The following is a 17,419-nucleotide window of genomic DNA, read 5'->3' on the forward strand; positions in this document are numbered from 1 at the left end:
ATTTCGGGCCATCGGGGACCTTCACCGAAATGGCTCTGGCGAAGTTCGAGAACTCGGGGGCCTTCGACGGCCCGGTCGAGGCCGGGGCCCCCCCCCGGCGGGGCGCCGCCCGCGGGCCGCTACCCCCCCCCCCGGGGGGCCGGGCGCGCGGGCCGGGTGGGCCCGCCGGGCGATGGTGAGCGCGGCGCCGCCGGCCGCCCCGCCCGGGTCGTTGTTGAAGTAGACGTGCAGGTCGGCGTCGGCGGGCCAGTTGTCGAGCAGCCGGTGCACCCAGCTGTCGAGGGCCTGACGGCCGTAGTGCGGCGGCGGGTAGGCGCGGCCCGCGTGCAGCCGCAGGTAGGCCCAGTCGGTGGTGCGCCAGCGCGGCGTGACCGGATGCGAATCCCGATCGGCCCAGGCCAGGGCGGCGCCGTGCGATTGGAGTACCTCGCGGACGTCGTCGGTCCACCAGGATTCGTGGCGCGGTTCCACCGCCACCCGCACCGACCGCGGGAAACAGCTCAGGCAGTCGTCCAGCAGGGGCGCGTCCGCGCGCAGGGTCGGCGGCAGCTGCAACAGGATCGGGCCGAGTTTGCCGCCCAGCCCGTCGACCCGGTCCAGCAGCCTGCGCACCGGTTCCGCCGGATCGCGCAGGCGCTTGATGTGCGTGAGATAGCGGCTGGCCTTCACCGAGACCAGGAAGTCCTTCGGCGTGCGGGTGCGCCAGTCGCCGAAGGTGTCCCGGCTCGGCAGCCGGTAGAAGGCATTGTTGGATTCGACCGTCGCGAAGGACTCGGCGTAGTGCTCGAGCCAGCGGCGCACCGGCAAGCGGTCCGGATACAGCAGACCGCGCCAGTCGCGGTACTGCCAGCCGGAGGTTCCGACGCGGATCACCGCGTCACCTACCTTTCCTGGTTCAGCCGGGGGCGCGCAGGAGCGGGTCGAGTTCGCTCGCGTAGAAGTCGAGGAACGCGTCCATGTCCGGGCCGGCGTTCATCAGGACCACGCGATCGAATCCCGCGTCGGTGTACTGCCGCACCGCCTCGACATAGCGTTTGGGGTCGTTGCCGCAGACGAAGGCGTCGAGCATGTCGTCCTCGCGCACGGTCGTCGTCGCGGCGGCGAAGTTCGCCGGATTGGGCAGCTCGCTCATCACCTTCCAGCCGCCGACCGCCCAGCGGTTGGTCGACAGCGCGGCGGCCGCGGCGTCGCGCTCGGTCTCGGCGAAGGCGACGCCGAGTTCGGCGTAGCGCGGGCCGGTGCCGCCCTCCTGCTGATAGGTCCGTACGAGTTCGGCGTTCGGTTCCGTGCTGAACAGCCCGTCGCCGAGTTCGGCGGCGATCCGGGCGGCCGCGGCGCCGCCCGCCGCCACCGCGATGTCGGGCAGCCGGTCGGGCAGGTCGAACACCCGCGCGTCCGACAGCGACAGGTAGCGGCCGTCGTAGCTGCGATACCCGCCCTGCCAGAGCAGCCGGATGATCTCGAGCGCCTCGCGCAGCATCGCCTGCCGCGTCGCGACGGGCGGGAACTCGCGGCCGACGATGTGCTCGTTGAGCCGTTCACCCGAGCCGATGCCGAGGGTGAAGCGCCCGTCGGAGAGCAGGGCGGTGGTCGCGGCGGCCTGCGCCACGATCGCGGGGTGGTAGCGGATGATCGGGCAGGTGACGCCCGTGGCGAGGCCGATCCGTTCGGTGCGGGCGGCCAGGGTGCCGAGCACCGACCACACGAAGGGGGAGTGGCCCTGCTCGTCGAGCCACGGATGGAAGTGATCGCTCATCTCGACGAAGTCGAAGCCGGCGGCCTCGGCCCGAACGGCTTGGCGTACCAGCTCGCTCGGGCCGAACGCCTCGGCGGCCAACTTGAATCCGATCTGCATGGCGCGCCTTTCGTTGCGTTGGTCAGTCGCGGCCGAGGGCGTGGGCCAGTTCCTGCTTGTTCATCTTCGAGCGGCCGTCGATGTTGCGCTTGCGCGCTTCCTCGTAGAGCTGGTCACGGGTCAGTCCGCGCGGTCCCTTGCGATGGGCGCGCTGACCGCCACGCTTCTGCGGCGAGGTGTCGGTGCGCGAGAGCTTGCTCGACCGCTTCGATTCGCCGGATTGCGCCCGGTTCTTGTTCACCGTGCGCGCCGCGATCTCCTCGGCCCTGTCCTCGCCGACGCCCTTCTCGCGCTGCGACTCCTTGATGTGCTTGTACTGCCGTTCGCGCTTGTCACTCCATGCTTGCTGCGGCATCGCTGACACCTCCTCGTCTCGACGGGTGCTTCTGTCTGCCGTCTACCCGGGCGCCGCGAACGGAAACAGCACTGGTGAGCCCGGCGCGCCGCGATTGCTCGCGAATAGCCGGATAGGGTGGCGCGGTGATCTTGCTGGCGATCGGTGCGGTACTGCTCGGTGCGTTCGCGGTGTGTTTCCGCCGGGAGCGCAGGTGCTTCGGCAACGGCGTGCTGTTGCTGCTCGGACTCCTGTGCGCGGGCGGGGCGCTGACGGCGTCCGGCGCCGAGGGGGCCGGGCCGGAGATCCTGGTGGCACTGGCCCTGGCGCTCTCGCCGCTACTGGTGCTCGTGCTGGCCGGACTGCTGCTGCTCAACGGTGTGGTGATGCTGCGCCGGGAGGGAATCCGGGTCGCGAACCTGCTCTCGCTCGGGCTCGGCCTGGCGCTGCTGGTGCCGTACGCGCTGCTGGTCGTCGCGGTCGTGGCGGAGTGGGCGGTGCTCGTCGTAGTTCTGCTCGCGGTGGTTCTCGTCGCGTCCTATCTGGGTTTCGTGCTCGCCGCGTTTCTGCTCTATTCGGTGGTCTACGGCATGTTCACCCGGACCGATGCCGCCGCCGCGATCGTCGTGCACGGCTCGGGGCTGCTCGGCGACCGGGTGCCGCCGCTGCTGGCGAGCAGACTCGATCGAGCGCTCGGCATCCGGGCGGCCGTGCGCACCGGCCGCGCTCCGGTCCTGGTGCCCAGCGGCGGCAAGGGTTCCGACGAGAAGGTCTCCGAGGCCGCGGCCATGACCGCCTATCTCGTCGAGCACGGGGTGCCGGTCACGCAGATCCTGCCCGAGGACCGATCGACGACGACCCGCGAGAATCTGCTGTTCAGCAAGGAACTGCTGGTCCGGCATGGGATCGAGCACGACATCGTGCTGGTGACCAGCGATTTCCACGTGCTGCGCACCGCGCTGCTCGCCCGCGCGGTGGGCATCGACGCTCAGGCGACCGGTGCGCCGACCGCGCGCTACTACCTGCCGAGTGCGTTGCTGCGCGAGTACGTCGGGATCCTGGCCGAACACAAGACGCTCAACAGCGTGCTCGGCGCGATGTTCGCCGCCCTGCCGATCGTGGTGGCGTTCGCCTGCTGAGCGGCGTCCGAATCGACCCGAATTAAGTGTTACTTCGAATACTACATATGTGTATCATTGGGCCAACCGCACCACCGGCGCAGCGGCGCGCCGGGTGCTCGGACGAGCATCGTGCGGGAGGACGAGGAGTACCGATGAAGTTGCTTCGGCGTAGCGCGCGGCGACCGGAACTGGATCCGGGAAAGGTCGCGCTGCAGGCCCGCAATGTGGCCTTCGACTGGTCGGCTGTCGACCTGCACTGGATGTCGGCGGAACCCTACGCGTCACACCTGATCAGCGCGTTGAACATGCTGCTGCCCGAAGGCGAGCGCATGTTCATCGTCACCTATCGCGAGGCGCTGGCCTACGTGAAGGACGAGAAGCTGCGCGAGGACATGCTCGGCTTCATCGGGCAGGAGTCCATGCACGCGGAGACCCACGAGAAGGTCCTGCGCGAGGTTCTCGTTGCCAACGGCATCGACGCCGAACCCTATGTGCGGCAGATGGAATACCTGTTCCGCAAGACGCTGGGCCCCCGCGGTGGCGACGATCGCGCCGGCAGGCAGATGCTGGTCGAGCGGCTGGCGTTCATCGCCTGCCTCGAGCACTTCTTCGCCTGGCTCGGCGACTGGGTGATCAACGCCGACCTGGAGAAGTTCGGCGCCGACCCGCGCATGGCCGACCTGTTCCGCTGGCACGGCGCCGAGGAGGTCGAGCACCGCAACGTCGCCCACGATGTCGCCGAGTACTTCGGCGTCGGCTACGTGCGGCGCTGCGCCTCGATGATGCTGGTGTTCCCGATCTTCATCGCCCTGGTGGTGCGCGGCGCGAAGTTCCTGGTGCACCAGGATCCGCGGCTGCCCGACCACGGCTATCCGCGCGTCATCGCCTCGGTGCTCGGCGCGATGTGGCGTGGCGCGCTGCCGGGCATCCCGTCGCTGCTGGTCAGCGCGCTGTCGACGTTCCAGCCCGGCTACAGCCCGGAGAACGTCGGTTCGACCGCGCAGGCCGTCGCCTACCTCGCCCAGTCGCCCGCCGCGCGGGCCGCGGCCTCGTGACCGTGCGCGAGGTGCCGGACGCGCTGCCCGGCGACCTGTACGGCAAGCATCGGCACGATCCCGGCACCAGGGTGCTCGACGCGATCGCGACGGCCCGGCTGCGCTGGAGCTCGCTGATCAATCGCCGTGACCTGCGCCCGCGCGTCGACGATCGCCGGTTCCCCGTGGTGGTCACCGAGCGGCGGATCGTCGCCCATGATCAGGACGTGGTGAGCTTGCGGCTGGCCGCGCCGGACGGCCGCGAGCTGCCCGCGTGGCGGGCGGGCGCGCACCTGGATCTCGAGCTGCCCTCCGGCCGCCTGCGTCAGTACTCGCTGTGCGGCGACCCGGCCGACACCCGCGCCTACCGGATCGCGGTGCGCCGCATCCCCGACGGCGGCGGAGGTTCGGTCGAGGTGCACGACGAGCTGCGAGTCGGCAGCGAATTCGTGGTCCGCGGCCCGCGCAACGCCTTCCCGTTCGCGGTACCGGGCCACGGCTCGCCCGCCGAGCGCCTGCATTTCGTGGCAGGCGGCATCGGCATCACCCCGATCCTGCCGATGGCGCGGCTCGCGCACCGGCTCGGCGTGCCGTGGACCATGGTCTACACCGGTCGCTCGCGCGACACCATCCCGTTCCTGAGCGAGCTGGCGGACTTCGGTGAGCACGTGCGGGTGCGTACCGACGACGAGCACGGCCTGCCCGACGCGTCGGCGCTGCTGCCCGGCGTCGGGCCGGGCACCGCCGTGTACGCGTGCGGTCCGACCCCGATGACCTCGGCGATCGTCGCCGCCGTGCGCACGATGCCCGAGGTCGAACTGCATTTCGAACGGTTCTCGCCGCCGCCGATCGTGAACGGCACCGCCTTCGAGATCGAGCTCGCCGCCTCCGGCACGGTGCTCGAGGTGCCCGCCGACCGCAGCGCCCTCGACGTCATCCTCGCCGCCCGCCCCGAGCAGCCGTACTCGTGCCGCCAGGGCTTCTGCCGGACCTGTGTGGTGCGGGTACTGGCGGGCGACCCCGACCACCGGGAGAACACACTGTCCGCCGACGAACACGCCGCCGGTGCGATGCTCGCCTGTGTCTCCCGTTCGCACGGTGAGCGATTGGTGCTCGACCTGTGAGTTCCATTCCAGGACAAGGAGTCCGAACAGACATGACCACCGACACCCCAGCGCCCGTGAACCGGCGCACCGTCCGCAACGGCGATTTCGACCTCGCCGTCTTCGAATACGGTGACGCCGCCGCCGACACCGTCGTGCTGGTGCACGGCTGGCCCGACACCCATCACCTGTGGGACAAGGTGATTCCCCTGCTGGCCACACGGTTCCACGTGGTCGCCTACGACACCCGCGGCCACGGTGAGTCGACCCGCACCCAGCGCACCGCCGACTTCCGCCTCGACGAACTGGCCCGCGACTTCTACGCCGTGATCGACGCGGTGAGCCCCGACCGCCCCGTGCACGTGCTGGCCCACGACTGGGGCTCGGTGCAGGTGTGGGAGGCGGTGTGCGAACCGCGGTCCACCGACCGTGTCGCCTCGTTCACCTCCGTGTCCGGGCCGAATCTGGACCACCTCGCCGCGTGGGTGCGCGACCGGCTGTCCCGGCCGACCCCGCGCAACATCTGGCAGCCGATCACCCAGGCGCTGTCCTCGGCCTACACCGCCTTCTTCATGACGCCGGTGCTGCCGCGTGCCACCTTCACCGCGATCGGCACCGAAAAGGTCTGGCAGCGCGCGGTTTCCCTGATGAACGACACCGCGCCGAGCAACGTGCGGCTCGGCCCGACGTTCCGCCGCGACATGGTCGACGGACTGCTCATCTACCGCGCCAACATCGTCCAGCGCATGCTCTCGCCGCGCGAGCGGCGCACCGAGGTGCCGGTGCAGCTGATCGTGGCGGGCCGCGACGTCGCCGTGCGGCCCGCGGGCTACGACGACTCGGGCAAGTGGACCGATCGCCTCTGGCGACGCGACGTGCCCGCCGGGCACTGGATGCCGTTCTCGCATCCGGAACTGCTGGCCACCGCGACCACCGAACTGATCGACGCGCTCGCGGGCAACGGCATCCCACGCGGGCTGGCCAGGGCCGAGGTCGGCCGCACCCGGCGCGAGTTCGACGACAACCTGGTGGTCGTCACCGGCGCGGGCAGCGGCATCGGCCGCGAGACCGCGCTGGCCTTCGCCCGCCTCGGCGCCGAGCTCGTGGTCTCGGACGTGAACGAGAACGCCGCCAAGGAGACCGCCGAACTGGTCGCCGCCGAAGGCGGTGTGGCGCATTCCTATTCGCTCGACGTGTCGAACGAGGACGCGGTGCGCGCGCACGCCGAGACGGTGATCGCCACCCACGGTGTGCCCGACATCCTGATCAACAACGCGGGCGTCGGCCAGGCGGGCGCGTTCCTCGACACCCCGACCGAGGAGTTCGATCGGGTGCTGCGGATCAACCTCGACGGTGTGGTGCACGGCTGCCGGGCGTTCGGCGCCGCGATGGCCGAGCGCGGCCTCGGTGGCCACATCGTGAACCTGTCCAGCATGGCCGCCTACAGCCCGCAGCGTGACATGGCCGCCTATGCCACCAGCAAGTCGGCGGTGTTCATGTTCTCCGACTGCCTGCGAGCCGAACTGGCCGATCGCGGCATCTCGGTCTCGACGGTGTGCCCCGGCATCGTGCACACCAATATCGTTGCCACCACCCGGATCTCGGGTGTCTCCGCCGAGGAGGAGGCGGCCACGCAGTCGAAGTTCGACAAGCTCTACGAGCGGCGCGGCTACACCCCCGACCGGGTCGCCGCGCAGATCGTGAAGGCGGTGCGCAAGCGCCGCGACATCGTGCCGGTGACCCCGGAGTCCTGGCTGCAGTACCGGGCCAACCGGATCGCCCCCGGTGCGGTGCGGTTCGCGGCCCGCCGGATGAAGCTGGTCTAGGCGAGGTCGGCCCGGCGCAGTCGCTCCTCGACGGCGGCGACGTGCCGGGCGTCCACGCCCCAGGGGTTCTCGACGCCGACGTGGCGGTCCAGGTCCCACAGCACGCAGTCCTCGCCGGGCGCGGCCACCATCGACCAGGCCACCACGGTGCGGCCGAGCTGGTCGATCATCGACCCGTGGTCTGGTGCGCTGTCGCCCGCACCGTCGGGGAAGTGGTGCAGGAATCGGCCGTACGCGTCGGCGCAGAAGCGCGCGTACTGCTGGGTGCACAAGATGAATCCGTGCCAGGCCTCGTCGACGGCGTGCGAGGGCATGCCGATCACCTGGTCGTCACGCATGGCCGCGCCGCAGCAGCGCAACCATTGGCGCAGACCGGTTTCGACGAGGTCGCGCGGTTGCCAGGGACAGGTCTTGAAGATCGCGTCGGGGAACCGCAGATCGGCGACGACACGGTCGACCACGTCGAGATCGATCGGTCGCGGACCGCGTCGCAGGAACGAGAGCACCACGAATTCACTGTAAGGCCACTACGCGCGGTGGTGTCGAGGTCGCCGTCGGCGGCTAGCCTGCTGAGATGGTGTTGATGCTGATCATCCTGTTCGTCCTGCTCGCGGGGCTGGCTGTCGCGGGGCTGGTCGCGCTCGTGATCTCGCTGGCCGGGCGGACCGACCCGAGGAGCCGTCGCCGGGCCGTCGACCCGGGCTGGTCGGCGGGCACCTACGGCGTGTACGGCGGCTCCTCGAGTCCGCCGCACGAGCACGGGCCGGGGTGCGGTGGTGGGTCGTCGAACAGCGGTTGCCGCGGTGGGTCCACCGGCGGTTGCGGTGGTGGCTCGAGCAGCGGTTGCGGTGGCGGCTCCAGCAGTAGTTGTGGCGGGGGCTCGAGCAGTAGTTGTGGCGGCGGCTCGAGTAGTAGTTGTGGCGGCGGGAGCAGCAGTAGCTGCGGTGGCGGTTCCTGATCGTGTGATCCACGCCGCACGCGGTTGACCTGAACTTATCTTCAGGTTCCATGCTGGACTTCGTTCGGTACAGACCATGGAGGAGTCACGATGCGCGCGGTGCAGGTCAAGGAATTCGGTGGGCCGGAAGTGCTTGAGGTGGGCGAGATCCCCACGCCCCGGCCGGGTTCGGCGGAGGTCGTCGTCGATGTCGAGGTCGCGGATGTGATGTTCCTCGACACCAGGTTGCGCAGCGGTTGGGGGCAGGACTTCTTCCCGCTGAGCCCGCCGTATGTGCCCGGCGGCGCGATCGGCGGCGTCGTCACCGCCGTCGGCGCCGAGGTCGATCCGAGCTGGCTCGGTAAGCGCGTGGTCACCCAGACCGCCGCCAGCGGCATCGGCGGCGGCGTGCCGACCGGCGGCTACGCCGAGCAGTCCCTCGCCAAGGCCGAGACGCTGGTCGAGATCGACCCCGCGCTGAGCACCGAGCAGGCCGTCGCGCTCGCCCATGACGGGCGCACCGGGCTCGCCGTCTTCGACCGCGCCGCCGTCGCTCCGGGCAGCTGGGTGTTGATCACCGCGGCCGCCGGTGGGCTCGGCACCCTGCTCACTCAGCTGTCGGTGGCCGCGGGCGCCAAGGTGGTCGCCGCCGCGCGGGGCACCGACAAGCTGGCGCTCGCGCGGCGGCTCGGCGCGAGCGCGGTCGTCGACTACTCCCTCGACGGCTGGGCTGATCAGGTGCGTGAGATCACCGGTGGGGGAGCCGATCTGGTCTTCGACGGCGCGGGCGGTGCGATCGGCGGTAGCGCGCTCACCGCGGCCGCCGACAAGGGCCTGTTCCTCGGGTACGGCTCCGCCGCTGGTGATTTCGCGGATGTCGACGCCGATGCCGCTGCCGCGCGCGGTGTCTCGGTGCTCGGGCTGTTCGACATCGTCGGCGGCGAGGTCGACTGGCAGGCGCTGGCGCGGCGGGCGCAGCGCGAGGTCGCTGCGGGCCGGCTGGAAGTGATTGTCGGGCAGACTTTCCCGCTCGAGCGGGCCGCCGAGGCGCACGCGGCCATCGAAAACCGCGCCGCACTGGGGCGTACCCTGTTGACGATCGGCGCGTCATTGTAACTTATTATGCACCGCAACGGAATACGCGATAAGTTCATACTGTGCAGGGACTGATTGTTATCGCAGTGATAGTTGCGGTTCTCCTGCTGGTCGGCGGTGTCATCAAGCTGGCCAGCAATCCAGGGGGAAATCTCGAGCGCCGCGATCGAGAACGCGCGCGGGAGCGCGCCGACAGGAGTTAGCTTCGCGGTGATCGGTCGTCACCCCGGCATCGCCCGCCGCGACGACCGATCACCGTGAACTATCCCCTCGTCGAGTGGTCAATCTCGCACCCCACCGGGTACCATGCGACACGCCCGCGGACTCCCGCGGCCAGGGGCGGTAGCTCAGTCGGTTAGAGCCGCGGACTCATAATCCGCTGGTCGTGGGTTCGAGCCCCACCCGCCCCACTTCTCCGCTCTGACCAGCGAATATTCCATCCGTGGTTGCTGCGTGGAACGAGTGTCCGGATCGCTCGATAATCGGTCGTGCTCCCGGCTGTGTCCTTGCTACCGTGCCGTCTCATGAAGGTCGATCCATCGCGCACCACCGCCACCGCGCGAGCTCTCCGCTCGCCGGTCGCTGCCGCCTGATCTTCTTTCCCTCCCGGCGACCGGAAACGGTCCGCCGGTGTGCGTCGGTTTCGGTATCCGTTCCGCCCGTGTGGTCGTTTTCCGGTCGATTCTTCCTTCGATGGAGCAATCACCATGATCACCACAGAACAGACCATTCAGACTTTTCTCGACTTCTTCCGCGAACGCGGGCACGAACGCATTCCCGGCGGTTCGCTCATTCCGCCGCCGGGGGATCCGGTGCTGTTCACCAGTTCCGGCATGCACCCGTTGACGCCCTACCTCATGGGCCGGCCGCATCCGAAGGGGCGGCGGCTCACCGGCTCGCAGCGCTGTCTGCGCACCACCGATCTCGACGAGGTGGGCGACGACACCCACCTCACCGTGTTCGAGATGCTCGGGTCCTGGTCGCTCGGCGACTACGACGGGCCGCGAAGTCTGCGTTGGGGTTTCGAACTGTTGCGGGACGGCTTCGGCATCGACCCCGGACGGATGTCGGTCACCGTGTTCGGCGGCGACGACCGGGTCGAGCCGGACCACGAGTCGTGGCGCACCTGGGTGGAACTGGGCGTACCGGTCGACCCGACCACGGACGAGAACTGGTGGTCCAACGGTCCGACCGGCCTCTGCGGACCCGACTCGGAAATATTCGTCTGGACCGGCGACGGCCCGCCGCAGGGCACCCCGACCACCGACGACCGCTGGGTGGAGGTGTGGAACCACGTCATGATGCGCTACCTGCGGCATCCCGACGGCAGCCTCGAACCCCTGCGTCACCCTGGCATCGACACCGGCCTCGGCCTGGAGCGGTTGGTGCGCCTCCTGCAGAACACGCGGTCGGTCTACGAGATCGACCTCTTCCAGCCCTGGATGCGGACCCTGCCCCGGATCTGGGGCCCGCTCGACGAGCCGTCCCTGCGTCTGCTGTCGGATCACGTGCGCTCGACCGTCGTCGTCCTCGGCGACGGCGTCACGCCCTCCCCGTCCGGCCGCGGCCACATCCTGCGCCGGCTGATCCGCCGCACCCTGACCACGCTGTGGCGCGACGATCCCACCCGCACCCTGTCCGACCTCCCGGTCGAGCTCGTCGACCACACCCTCGACCACTTCCGGCAACCCGTCCACCCCGAGGAGATCCGCACGATCCTGCTCGACGAGGAACGCAGATTCCGCCTGCTCCTCGAGCGGGGCCGAAAAGTACTGTCCCGCAGCCGGTTCACTGATCCGCTGACCGACGACGACTACGGCTACCTGCACGACACCCACGGCCTACCCCGTGACCTCGTCATGTACCTGACGTCCGAACCCGGCGACACCTGACGGAGCGGTCCGAGCCCAGGCGCGCTGGTCGACGCGCCTAGGCTCGGCGGTGATGCGCCCTCGAGAGGAGAATTCGATGTCGAATGGTCGTCGCCGGGATACGCCACCGCCGCGGACCGGGGGAAGTGAAATCGAGACGCTGCGCGGGTTTCTCGACTATCTGCGTGACTCGATCGCGGCGAAGGTCGAGGGGGCGCCGGAGCCGCAGGCCCGGACCTCGGCGGTGCCGTCGGGGACCACCTTGCTCGGGCTGCTCGAACATCTGACGAATGTCGAGGCGGCGATGTTCCTCGGGCGCACGGTCACCGACTGGCAGGCGACGTTCACGCCGTCGCCCACGGACACGGCGGACGACATCGTCGGCCGGTACCGCGCGACCGTCGCGCAAGCCAACGCCGTCATCGCCGGCTGCACCGACCTCACCGCCGCCGTCCCGCGCCCGAAGACGAACCGCCCGGCCCCGACCCTGCGCTGGGCACTCACCCACATGATCGAGGAGACCGGCCGCCACGCCGGCCACGCCGACATCCTGCGCGAACTCATCGACGGCGCCACTGGCCGCTGACTCGCGGATGACTTTTGTCATCGCCCACCCATGCGGAACTCATCGGGAATCGGTGATCGCGCGTACTACTGGCGAACGCGCGAGCCGAGCACCGTTGAGGGCAGGAGAAAGGGGAACGCGATGACAGACATCGTTGTCTCCGCGCGGGGGCTGCGGCGCAGCTACGGGCGTGGGGATCAGGCGTTCGAGGCCGTTCGAGGGGTCGATCTCGAGATCGCCGAGGGGGAGGTGTTCGCGCTGCTCGGCACCAACGGCGCGGGCAAGACCTCGACATTGGACATGCTCGAAGGGCTCGTCGCACCGTCGGCGGGGCGGATCGAGGTGTTCGGGCTCGACCCGCTGCGCGATCGGGCGCAGGTGCGGGCCCAGGTCGGCATCATGTTGCAGTCCGGTGGGTTGCCCGCCGAACTGACCGTCGTCGAGACACTCGAGATGTGGCGGGGCACGTGCAGCAACCCGACCACCGTCGACACCGTGCTCGCACAGGTCGGGCTGGTCGAGCGCGCCGGGGTGCGGGTGGGCTCGCTCTCCGGTGGCGAGCAGCGGCGCGTCGACCTGGCCTGCGCGCTGCTCGGACAGCCCCGGCTGCTGTTCCTGGACGAGCCGACCACCGGCCTCGACCCGGAAAGCCGCCGCGGTACTTGGCGATTGCTCACCGACCTGAAGGCCGCGGGCGTGACGATGGTGCTCACCACGCACTACCTCGACGAGGCCGAATCGCTCGCCGACCGCATCGCCATCATGGACAAGGGCACCGTCGCGCGGCGCGGCACATTGCGCGAGATCGTCGCCGGTCATCCGGCGCGGATCGTCTTCGACCACCCGGGACTGCCGCTGCCGCACCTGCGCGGGGCACGGGTGGAGGCCCGCGAACGCGTCACCGTCACCACCGACGACCTGCAGGGCCACCTGTTCGAACTGCTCGCCTGGGCCCGCGAGGCCGGAGTCCAGTTGGCCGGGGTCGACGCCAGCGCCGCCTCCCTCGAATCGGTCTTCCTCGACATCGCAGGCGCGCGCCCGGACACCCCCGAACTGATCGGAGCACGCCGATGACCACCGCAACCGCGGCCCGCCCGCGTCCGCTCGCCGCCCTCGCCCGAGCCGAGTGGCTGCAGTTCCGGCGCAACAAGACCCTCGTCTACCTGGCCACCCTGTTCCCCATCGGCATCCCGCTGGTCACCTACTTCCTCGTCCGCAAGGACAACGAGGCGACCACGACGATGGCGGCGATCGCCTTCGAACTGCTCGCGCTGATGGCCCTGCTGTTCGTGCAGTACTACTCGGTGCTGTCGATGGTCACGACCCGCCGCGGGGAGGGCGTGCTGAAACGGTTGCGCACCGGGGAGGCCGCCGACTGGCAGATCCAGCTCGCGCCCATGGTGCCCGGCGTTGTGGCGACCCTCGGCTGCACGGCGGTCGTCACGCTGGGCGTCTACGGTACCGGCGCGCCGGCGCCGGTGAACCCGCTGCTCATGGTGGCGGCCCTCGTCGGCGGCACCGTGGTATTCGCGCTGCTCGCCCTGGCCACCAGCGCGGTCACCAAGAACGCCGAGGCCGCCCAGATCACCTCCATGCCGGTGATGATCCTGGCCATGCTCGGCATGGTGTCGCTGCGCAACATCCTGCCCGACCGGCTGGCCGCCCTCGCCGACTGGACACCGTTCGCCGCTGTCTCCGATCTGGTCTTCCTCGGCGCCGCGGGCCGGACGGCGACAGCGGCCGAGTCCGCTCCGGTGCTGAGCATCGCCGACACACTCACCGCGTCGGCCCGCCCGTTTGCGACACTGGCGCTATGGACCGTCCTGGCGTTCGCGCTGACGCGCAAGAGCTTCCGCTGGGACGACCGCGGGTGAGCCGATGGACCGCCTGGTGGCACGAGCTGTCGGGCCCGGCCAAGTTCCGGCTGTACTCGCGGCTGGCCTACCAGGCGGCCATCGGCGCGGTCATCTTCGCGACGGCGACCACCGCGGCCTCGGTGCCCGTGGTGGTCGTCATCCTGCTCGGCGGGCTCGCCGCGATCATGGCGGTGGAGGCGCAACCGGAGTTCGCGACGGTGCACGGACGGGTGGCGCGGCCGTGGCTGCTGCCGGTGGGCACCGCGCTCCTGACCGCCATGTGGGTGGGCGGCGCGGCGTACAGCTACCTGTCGGCCGACGAGTCGATCGTCGGCACCGCGCGCGCCGCCGGGGGATTCTCGACACTGTTCGCCATGTTCGCCGTCGTCCCGTTCCTGCGGCACCGGTGGTGGGTGATGGTCGGGCTCGGCCTGGCCACCGCCGTGGTCTTCGGCCTGCCACAGGGCGCCGGAGCGCGAGCCGCGTTCGTCTTCCTGCTCACCGGCGTCTGCGCCGTCGGGGTCACCGCGCTCACCGTGTGGGGCCTCGGCATCATCGACGAACTCGATCGGGCCAAACTCGTCGAGGCCGAACTGCAGGTCGCCGAGGAACGCCTGCGCTTCGCGCGCGACCTGCACGATGTGGTCGGCCGTGGGTTCTCCGCGATCGCGGTGAAGAGTGAACTGGCCGTGGCGCTGTCGCGGTCGGGAAACCACGAGCGCGCCGAGGCCGAGATGGAAGCGGTGCGCGTACTCGCCGTCGAGTCGATGGGTCAGATGCGCACCCTGGTGCGCGGGTACCGCAATATCGACCTGCGGGGCGAGGTGGCCGGCGCGCGGTCGCTGCTGTCGGCGGTGGGCTGCGAACTCGTCGTCGAGGGTGACGCGGCCAAGGTGCCGCCGCAGTATCACGAGGTGGCGGCCTGGGTGGTGCGCGAGGGCACCACCAATATCGTGGAGCACTCGGCAGCCTCGGTGGCGACACTGGCGCTCGGCGGTGCGGGGATGTCGTTGCGCAACGACCGTCCGCACGCCGCGATCGGCGAACGGTCCGGCCTGCGCGGTCTCGGTGAGCGGCTCGCCGCCGTGGGCGCCACCCTCGACGTCACCGCGAACGGCGACGAGTTCGCCCTCGAAATCCACTGGGAGAAGCTGTGATTCCGGTCTACCTCGCCGACGACGAGACCCTCATCCGGTCCGCGCTGGCCACCATGCTCGATCTGGAGGCCGACCTCGAGGTCGTCGCCCATGTCGGCTCCGGCACGGAACTGGTCGAACTCTGGCGCCTGCGCGCGACTTCGGGGGAGCCGGTGGCGGTCGCCGTCATCGACCTGCAGATGCCGGGCCTCGACGGCATCGACACCGCGGTGGAGTTACAGCGGATCACGCCGGGCGCCGGCACGCTGATCGTCACCAGTCACGGCAGGCCCGGCTATCTCAAACGCGCGCTCGCCGCGGGTGTGCGCGGATTCCTGCCGAAGACCACCTCCGCGGCGACCCTGGCCGAGGTGATCCGCAGCGTGCACACCGGCGGCCGCTACGTCGATCCCGAACTCGCCGCCGAGGCGATCAGCGCCGGTGACACGGTGCTCACCGCCCGCGAGGCGGACGTACTCGAATTCGCCGCCGACGGTTCCTCGGTCGAGGACATCGCCCGCCGCGCGCATCTCTCACCCGGCACCACGCGCAACTACCTGTCCTCGGCCATGAGCAAGCTCGGCGTCGCCAACCGCTACGAAGCCGCCCTCAAAGCCAGGGAGAAGGGCTGGATCTGAGCTCGCCGCGGTCTAGGGTGTGGGCAGCACGGCCGACGGATGAGGGAGTAGCGGTGACTGCTGCGCTGGTGAAGGGTCAGAACGCCGGGCCGACGCCACCGGAGGTGGTGCTGAGCGTGCGCGGCGGGGTCGCGGCGGACCTGTCGGCGCTGCTGGTGACCTCGGCCGGAAAAGTTCGCTCGGACGCCGACTTCGTGTTCTTCAATCAGCCCGCAGCGCCGGGTGTCCGGCTCGACGGCGCGGCACTGGTCGTGACGTTCGCGGCCGTGCCCGCCGAGATCGCGCAGATCCGCGCGGTGATCACGGTCGCGACCGAAGGGGAGACCTTCGGCGGTGCCGTCGCGCCGGTCGCCTCGGTGGCCGACGCCGCGGGGAACCCCCTGTACGAGTATGTGATCGACGGGCTCGACCGCGAGTCGGTGGTGATCGCGGTCGAGTTGTACCGGCGCGACACACAGTGGAAGGTCCGTGCCGTCGGCCAGGGCTACGCGGGCGGGTTCGCCGACCTGGTCACCGATCACGGGGTGAGCGTCGACGACGAGCCCGAGGTCGCGGTCCAGCCGGACATACGGACCGTGCCGGGGGAGGCGGCGCTGTCGTTCGAGAAGCGCGCGCGGCTGGACCTGCGCAAGCGCGAGGTCGCCAAGGTGCTCATCGACAAGAGCGCGTTCGGCGTGCGCGCGCGGGTGGTCCTGGTCATCGACAAGACCGGCAGCATGCAGAAGCTGTATCGCGGCGGCACCGTGCACCGGGTGGTGGAGCGGATGATTCCCATCGCCACCCAGCTCGACGACGACGGCACGCTCGAGGCCTACCTGTACGCGCTGCGCTACGCGAAGCTGCCCGACATCACCGTCGCGACCGGTGAGCACTGGGCCCAGACCTACCTGCACCTGACCGGCACCCACGACGGCGTCGATTACGACGCCATGGGCGGGCGCAACGACGAACTCCCGATCATGCGCGCCGTCATCGACAGCCTCGCGGGCACCACGGAGCCCACGCTGGTGCTGTTCTTCACCGACGGTGGTTTCGCCAAGAAGCGCGAGATCGCCGCCCTCATGCGCGAAGCCGCGCACCTGCCCGCGTTCTGGCAGTTCATCGGCCTCGGCACCGGCAACTTCGGCGTGCTGCGCACCCTCGACGAACTCGACGGCCGCGTCGTCGACAACGCCGGCTTCTTCGCCATCGACGACATCGACCGCGTCGAGGACGCCGAGCTGTACCGCCGGCTGCTCGGCGAATTCCCCGACTGGCTCCGCGCGGCGCGCACCGCGGGCATCGTCGGCGGGTAAAAAAACTCGGTTGTCAGTGGTCAGGGTGCATCGTTAGCGTGTCTACCGTTTGTTCACCGACAACCGAAAGGGCACTCACATGGAACCCGTCACCGAACGCGACATCAGGTCCGCGTTCGTCAACTGTTCGAAGGGCGACGCCAAACGGCTGTCCGTGCCGCGTGATCTCGACGATCGTCCCTGGGACGATCTGGACTTCCTCGGCTGGACCGACCCGTCGTACGCGGGGCGCTGCTATCTCGCCGTGCCGCGCGACGGCCGGCTGGTCGCGGTCGCGATGCGGCACGAGACCGGCGGCTCGGGCAAGACGCAGATGTGCGCGATCTGCCTGACCACCCACACCGGCGGCGGCGTCGCGCTGATGACCGCCAACAAGACGGGGGAGTCGGGGCGGCGCGGCAATACGGTCGGCAGCTACATGTGCACGGATCTGGCGTGCTCGCTGTACGCCAGGAACAAGAAGCGACCGGCCCTGGGCAGTAGGTATCGCGAAGACCTGACGCCGGAGGAGAAGGCCCAGCGGGTGCGCGAGAACCTGTACGCCTTCCTGGACCGCCTGTACACCTAGCCGACCCGGCCCATCGAGCACAAGGAGGTAGATGCCATGCGCCGACACTCGACACCCGGAACTCTCCCGGACGAGCCCCGGTGTAATTAACCCCCAACAACCCCAGGGGGCGTTCTCCTTCCCGAGGGCCTGTTCTCGCAGGTCGGCGGCAACTCCCATTCAGAGGTGTGTCGATGATCAAACCT

The 17,419-nt window shown here is 69.9% G+C and carries 17 protein-coding genes, 1 tRNA gene and 2 pseudogenes; 16 read left to right on the top strand and 4 right to left on the bottom strand.

Going from position 1 to position 17,419, the window contains the following annotated elements:
• Positions 1-128 (top strand): annotated as a pseudogene (locus tag QH270_RS34555) (prephenate dehydratase); the annotation flags it as partial.
• Positions 129-177: 49 nt separating this feature from the next.
• Here QH270_RS34555 and QH270_RS23920 read toward each other — a convergent pair.
• The 3 genes and pseudogenes from QH270_RS23920 to QH270_RS23930 form a co-directional block, all read right to left on the bottom strand.
• Positions 178-873 (bottom strand): annotated as a pseudogene (locus QH270_RS23920) (DUF72 domain-containing protein); the annotation flags it as partial.
• Between the two features lie 22 nt (positions 874-895).
• Positions 896-1,855: a TIGR03557 family F420-dependent LLM class oxidoreductase gene (locus QH270_RS23925; RefSeq protein ID WP_280346330.1), complete on the bottom strand. Its 960-nt coding sequence runs from the start codon at positions 1,853-1,855 to the stop codon at positions 896-898.
• A 22-nt stretch (positions 1,856-1,877) separates the two neighbouring features.
• Positions 1,878-2,210 (bottom strand): plasmid stabilization protein, encoded by a 333-nt coding sequence (locus QH270_RS23930; RefSeq protein ID WP_280346331.1) that lies wholly within the window; start codon positions 2,208-2,210, stop codon positions 1,878-1,880.
• Between the two features lie 125 nt (positions 2,211-2,335).
• Between QH270_RS23930 and QH270_RS23935 the strand changes: the two genes are divergently transcribed.
• The 4 genes from QH270_RS23935 to QH270_RS23950 all read left to right on the top strand — a co-directional run bounded on the left by QH270_RS23935 (position 2,336) and on the right by QH270_RS23950 (position 7,273).
• Positions 2,336-3,328, top strand: coding sequence for a YdcF family protein (locus QH270_RS23935; RefSeq protein WP_280346332.1), 993 nt, complete (start codon positions 2,336-2,338; stop codon positions 3,326-3,328).
• 134 nt (positions 3,329-3,462) lie between these two features.
• Positions 3,463-4,365: a metal-dependent hydrolase gene (locus QH270_RS23940; protein ID WP_280346333.1), complete on the top strand. Its 903-nt coding sequence runs from the start codon at positions 3,463-3,465 to the stop codon at positions 4,363-4,365.
• The gene (locus QH270_RS23945) at positions 4,362-5,468 is read left to right on the top strand and encodes a PDR/VanB family oxidoreductase (RefSeq protein ID WP_280346334.1); all 1,107 of its coding nucleotides are present in this window, start codon (positions 4,362-4,364) and stop codon (positions 5,466-5,468) included. Before QH270_RS23940 ends, QH270_RS23945 begins: the two co-directional genes overlap by 4 nt.
• Positions 5,469-5,500: 32 nt before the next feature.
• Positions 5,501-7,273, top strand: a complete 1,773-nt coding sequence (locus QH270_RS23950; protein ID WP_280346335.1) for an SDR family oxidoreductase — start codon at positions 5,501-5,503, stop codon at positions 7,271-7,273.
• Here QH270_RS23950 and QH270_RS23955 read toward each other — a convergent pair.
• Positions 7,270-7,782, bottom strand: a complete 513-nt coding sequence (locus QH270_RS23955) for a hypothetical protein (RefSeq protein ID WP_280346336.1) — start codon at positions 7,780-7,782, stop codon at positions 7,270-7,272. The two genes, QH270_RS23950 and QH270_RS23955, sit on opposite strands and share 4 nt — an antisense overlap.
• Positions 7,783-7,847: 65 nt before the next feature.
• Between QH270_RS23955 and QH270_RS23960 the strand changes: the two genes are divergently transcribed.
• The 11 genes from QH270_RS23960 to QH270_RS24010 all read left to right on the top strand — a co-directional run bounded on the left by QH270_RS23960 (position 7,848) and on the right by QH270_RS24010 (position 17,234).
• Positions 7,848-8,231, top strand: a complete 384-nt coding sequence (locus QH270_RS23960) for a hypothetical protein (RefSeq protein ID WP_280346337.1) — start codon at positions 7,848-7,850, stop codon at positions 8,229-8,231.
• A 90-nt stretch (positions 8,232-8,321) separates the two neighbouring features.
• Positions 8,322-9,326, top strand: coding sequence for a zinc-binding dehydrogenase (locus QH270_RS23965; protein WP_280346338.1), 1,005 nt, complete (start codon positions 8,322-8,324; stop codon positions 9,324-9,326).
• A 315-nt stretch (positions 9,327-9,641) separates the two neighbouring features.
• Positions 9,642-9,715: transfer RNA gene (locus QH270_RS23970), tRNA-Ile, on the top strand.
• Positions 9,716-10,012: 297 nt separating this feature from the next.
• On the top strand, positions 10,013-11,197 hold the full coding sequence (locus tag QH270_RS23975) for an alanine--tRNA ligase-related protein (RefSeq protein WP_280346339.1): 1,185 nt from the start codon (positions 10,013-10,015) through the stop codon (positions 11,195-11,197).
• A 76-nt stretch (positions 11,198-11,273) separates the two neighbouring features.
• On the top strand, positions 11,274-11,762 hold the full coding sequence (locus QH270_RS23980) for a DinB family protein (RefSeq protein ID WP_280346340.1): 489 nt from the start codon (positions 11,274-11,276) through the stop codon (positions 11,760-11,762).
• 120 nt (positions 11,763-11,882) lie between these two features.
• Positions 11,883-12,815 carry an ABC transporter ATP-binding protein gene (locus QH270_RS23985; protein WP_280346341.1) on the top strand — a complete coding sequence of 311 codons (933 nt, stop codon included), beginning with the start codon at positions 11,883-11,885 and terminating at the stop codon, positions 12,813-12,815.
• The gene (locus QH270_RS23990; RefSeq protein WP_280346342.1) at positions 12,812-13,615 is read left to right on the top strand and encodes an ABC transporter permease; all 804 of its coding nucleotides are present in this window, start codon (positions 12,812-12,814) and stop codon (positions 13,613-13,615) included. The genes QH270_RS23985 and QH270_RS23990 overlap by 4 nt, the downstream gene beginning before the upstream one ends.
• Positions 13,612-14,754, top strand: a complete 1,143-nt coding sequence (locus QH270_RS23995) for a sensor histidine kinase (RefSeq protein WP_280346343.1) — start codon at positions 13,612-13,614, stop codon at positions 14,752-14,754. The genes QH270_RS23990 and QH270_RS23995 overlap by 4 nt, the downstream gene beginning before the upstream one ends.
• On the top strand, positions 14,751-15,371 hold the full coding sequence (locus QH270_RS24000; RefSeq protein ID WP_280346344.1) for a response regulator transcription factor: 621 nt from the start codon (positions 14,751-14,753) through the stop codon (positions 15,369-15,371). Before QH270_RS23995 ends, QH270_RS24000 begins: the two co-directional genes overlap by 4 nt.
• Positions 15,372-15,424: 53 nt before the next feature.
• Entirely contained in the window at positions 15,425-16,666 is a 1,242-nt protein-coding gene (locus QH270_RS24005) for a vWA domain-containing protein (protein WP_280346345.1), read from the top strand.
• 79 nt (positions 16,667-16,745) lie between these two features.
• On the top strand, positions 16,746-17,234 hold the full coding sequence (locus tag QH270_RS24010; protein WP_280346346.1) for an FBP domain-containing protein: 489 nt from the start codon (positions 16,746-16,748) through the stop codon (positions 17,232-17,234).
• The last annotated feature ends 185 nt before the right edge of the window (positions 17,235-17,419 follow it).

The organism is Nocardia neocaledoniensis (assembly GCF_029868625.1).
GTDB lineage: Bacteria > Actinomycetota > Actinomycetes > Mycobacteriales > Mycobacteriaceae > Nocardia > Nocardia neocaledoniensis_A.

Excerpts from the sequence above, each read along its gene's own strand:
- QH270_RS23960 (WP_280346337.1), top strand. The coding sequence starts at position 7,848 with ATGGTGTTGATGCTGATCATCCTGTTCGTCCTGCTCGCGGGGCTGGCT.
- QH270_RS23930 (WP_280346331.1), bottom strand. The coding sequence starts at position 2,210 with ATGCCGCAGCAAGCATGGAGTGACAAGCGCGAACGGCAGTACAAGCAC.
- QH270_RS23975 (WP_280346339.1), top strand. The coding sequence starts at position 10,013 with ATGATCACCACAGAACAGACCATTCAGACTTTTCTCGACTTCTTCCGC.
- QH270_RS23950 (WP_280346335.1), top strand. The coding sequence starts at position 5,501 with ATGACCACCGACACCCCAGCGCCCGTGAACCGGCGCACCGTCCGCAAC.
- QH270_RS23940 (WP_280346333.1), top strand. The coding sequence starts at position 3,463 with ATGAAGTTGCTTCGGCGTAGCGCGCGGCGACCGGAACTGGATCCGGGA.
- QH270_RS23925 (WP_280346330.1), bottom strand. The coding sequence starts at position 1,855 with ATGCAGATCGGATTCAAGTTGGCCGCCGAGGCGTTCGGCCCGAGCGAG.
- QH270_RS23990 (WP_280346342.1), top strand. The coding sequence starts at position 12,812 with ATGACCACCGCAACCGCGGCCCGCCCGCGTCCGCTCGCCGCCCTCGCC.
- QH270_RS24010 (WP_280346346.1), top strand. The coding sequence starts at position 16,746 with ATGGAACCCGTCACCGAACGCGACATCAGGTCCGCGTTCGTCAACTGT.
- QH270_RS23980 (WP_280346340.1), top strand. The coding sequence starts at position 11,274 with ATGTCGAATGGTCGTCGCCGGGATACGCCACCGCCGCGGACCGGGGGA.
- QH270_RS23985 (WP_280346341.1), top strand. The coding sequence starts at position 11,883 with ATGACAGACATCGTTGTCTCCGCGCGGGGGCTGCGGCGCAGCTACGGG.
- QH270_RS23965 (WP_280346338.1), top strand. The coding sequence starts at position 8,322 with ATGCGCGCGGTGCAGGTCAAGGAATTCGGTGGGCCGGAAGTGCTTGAG.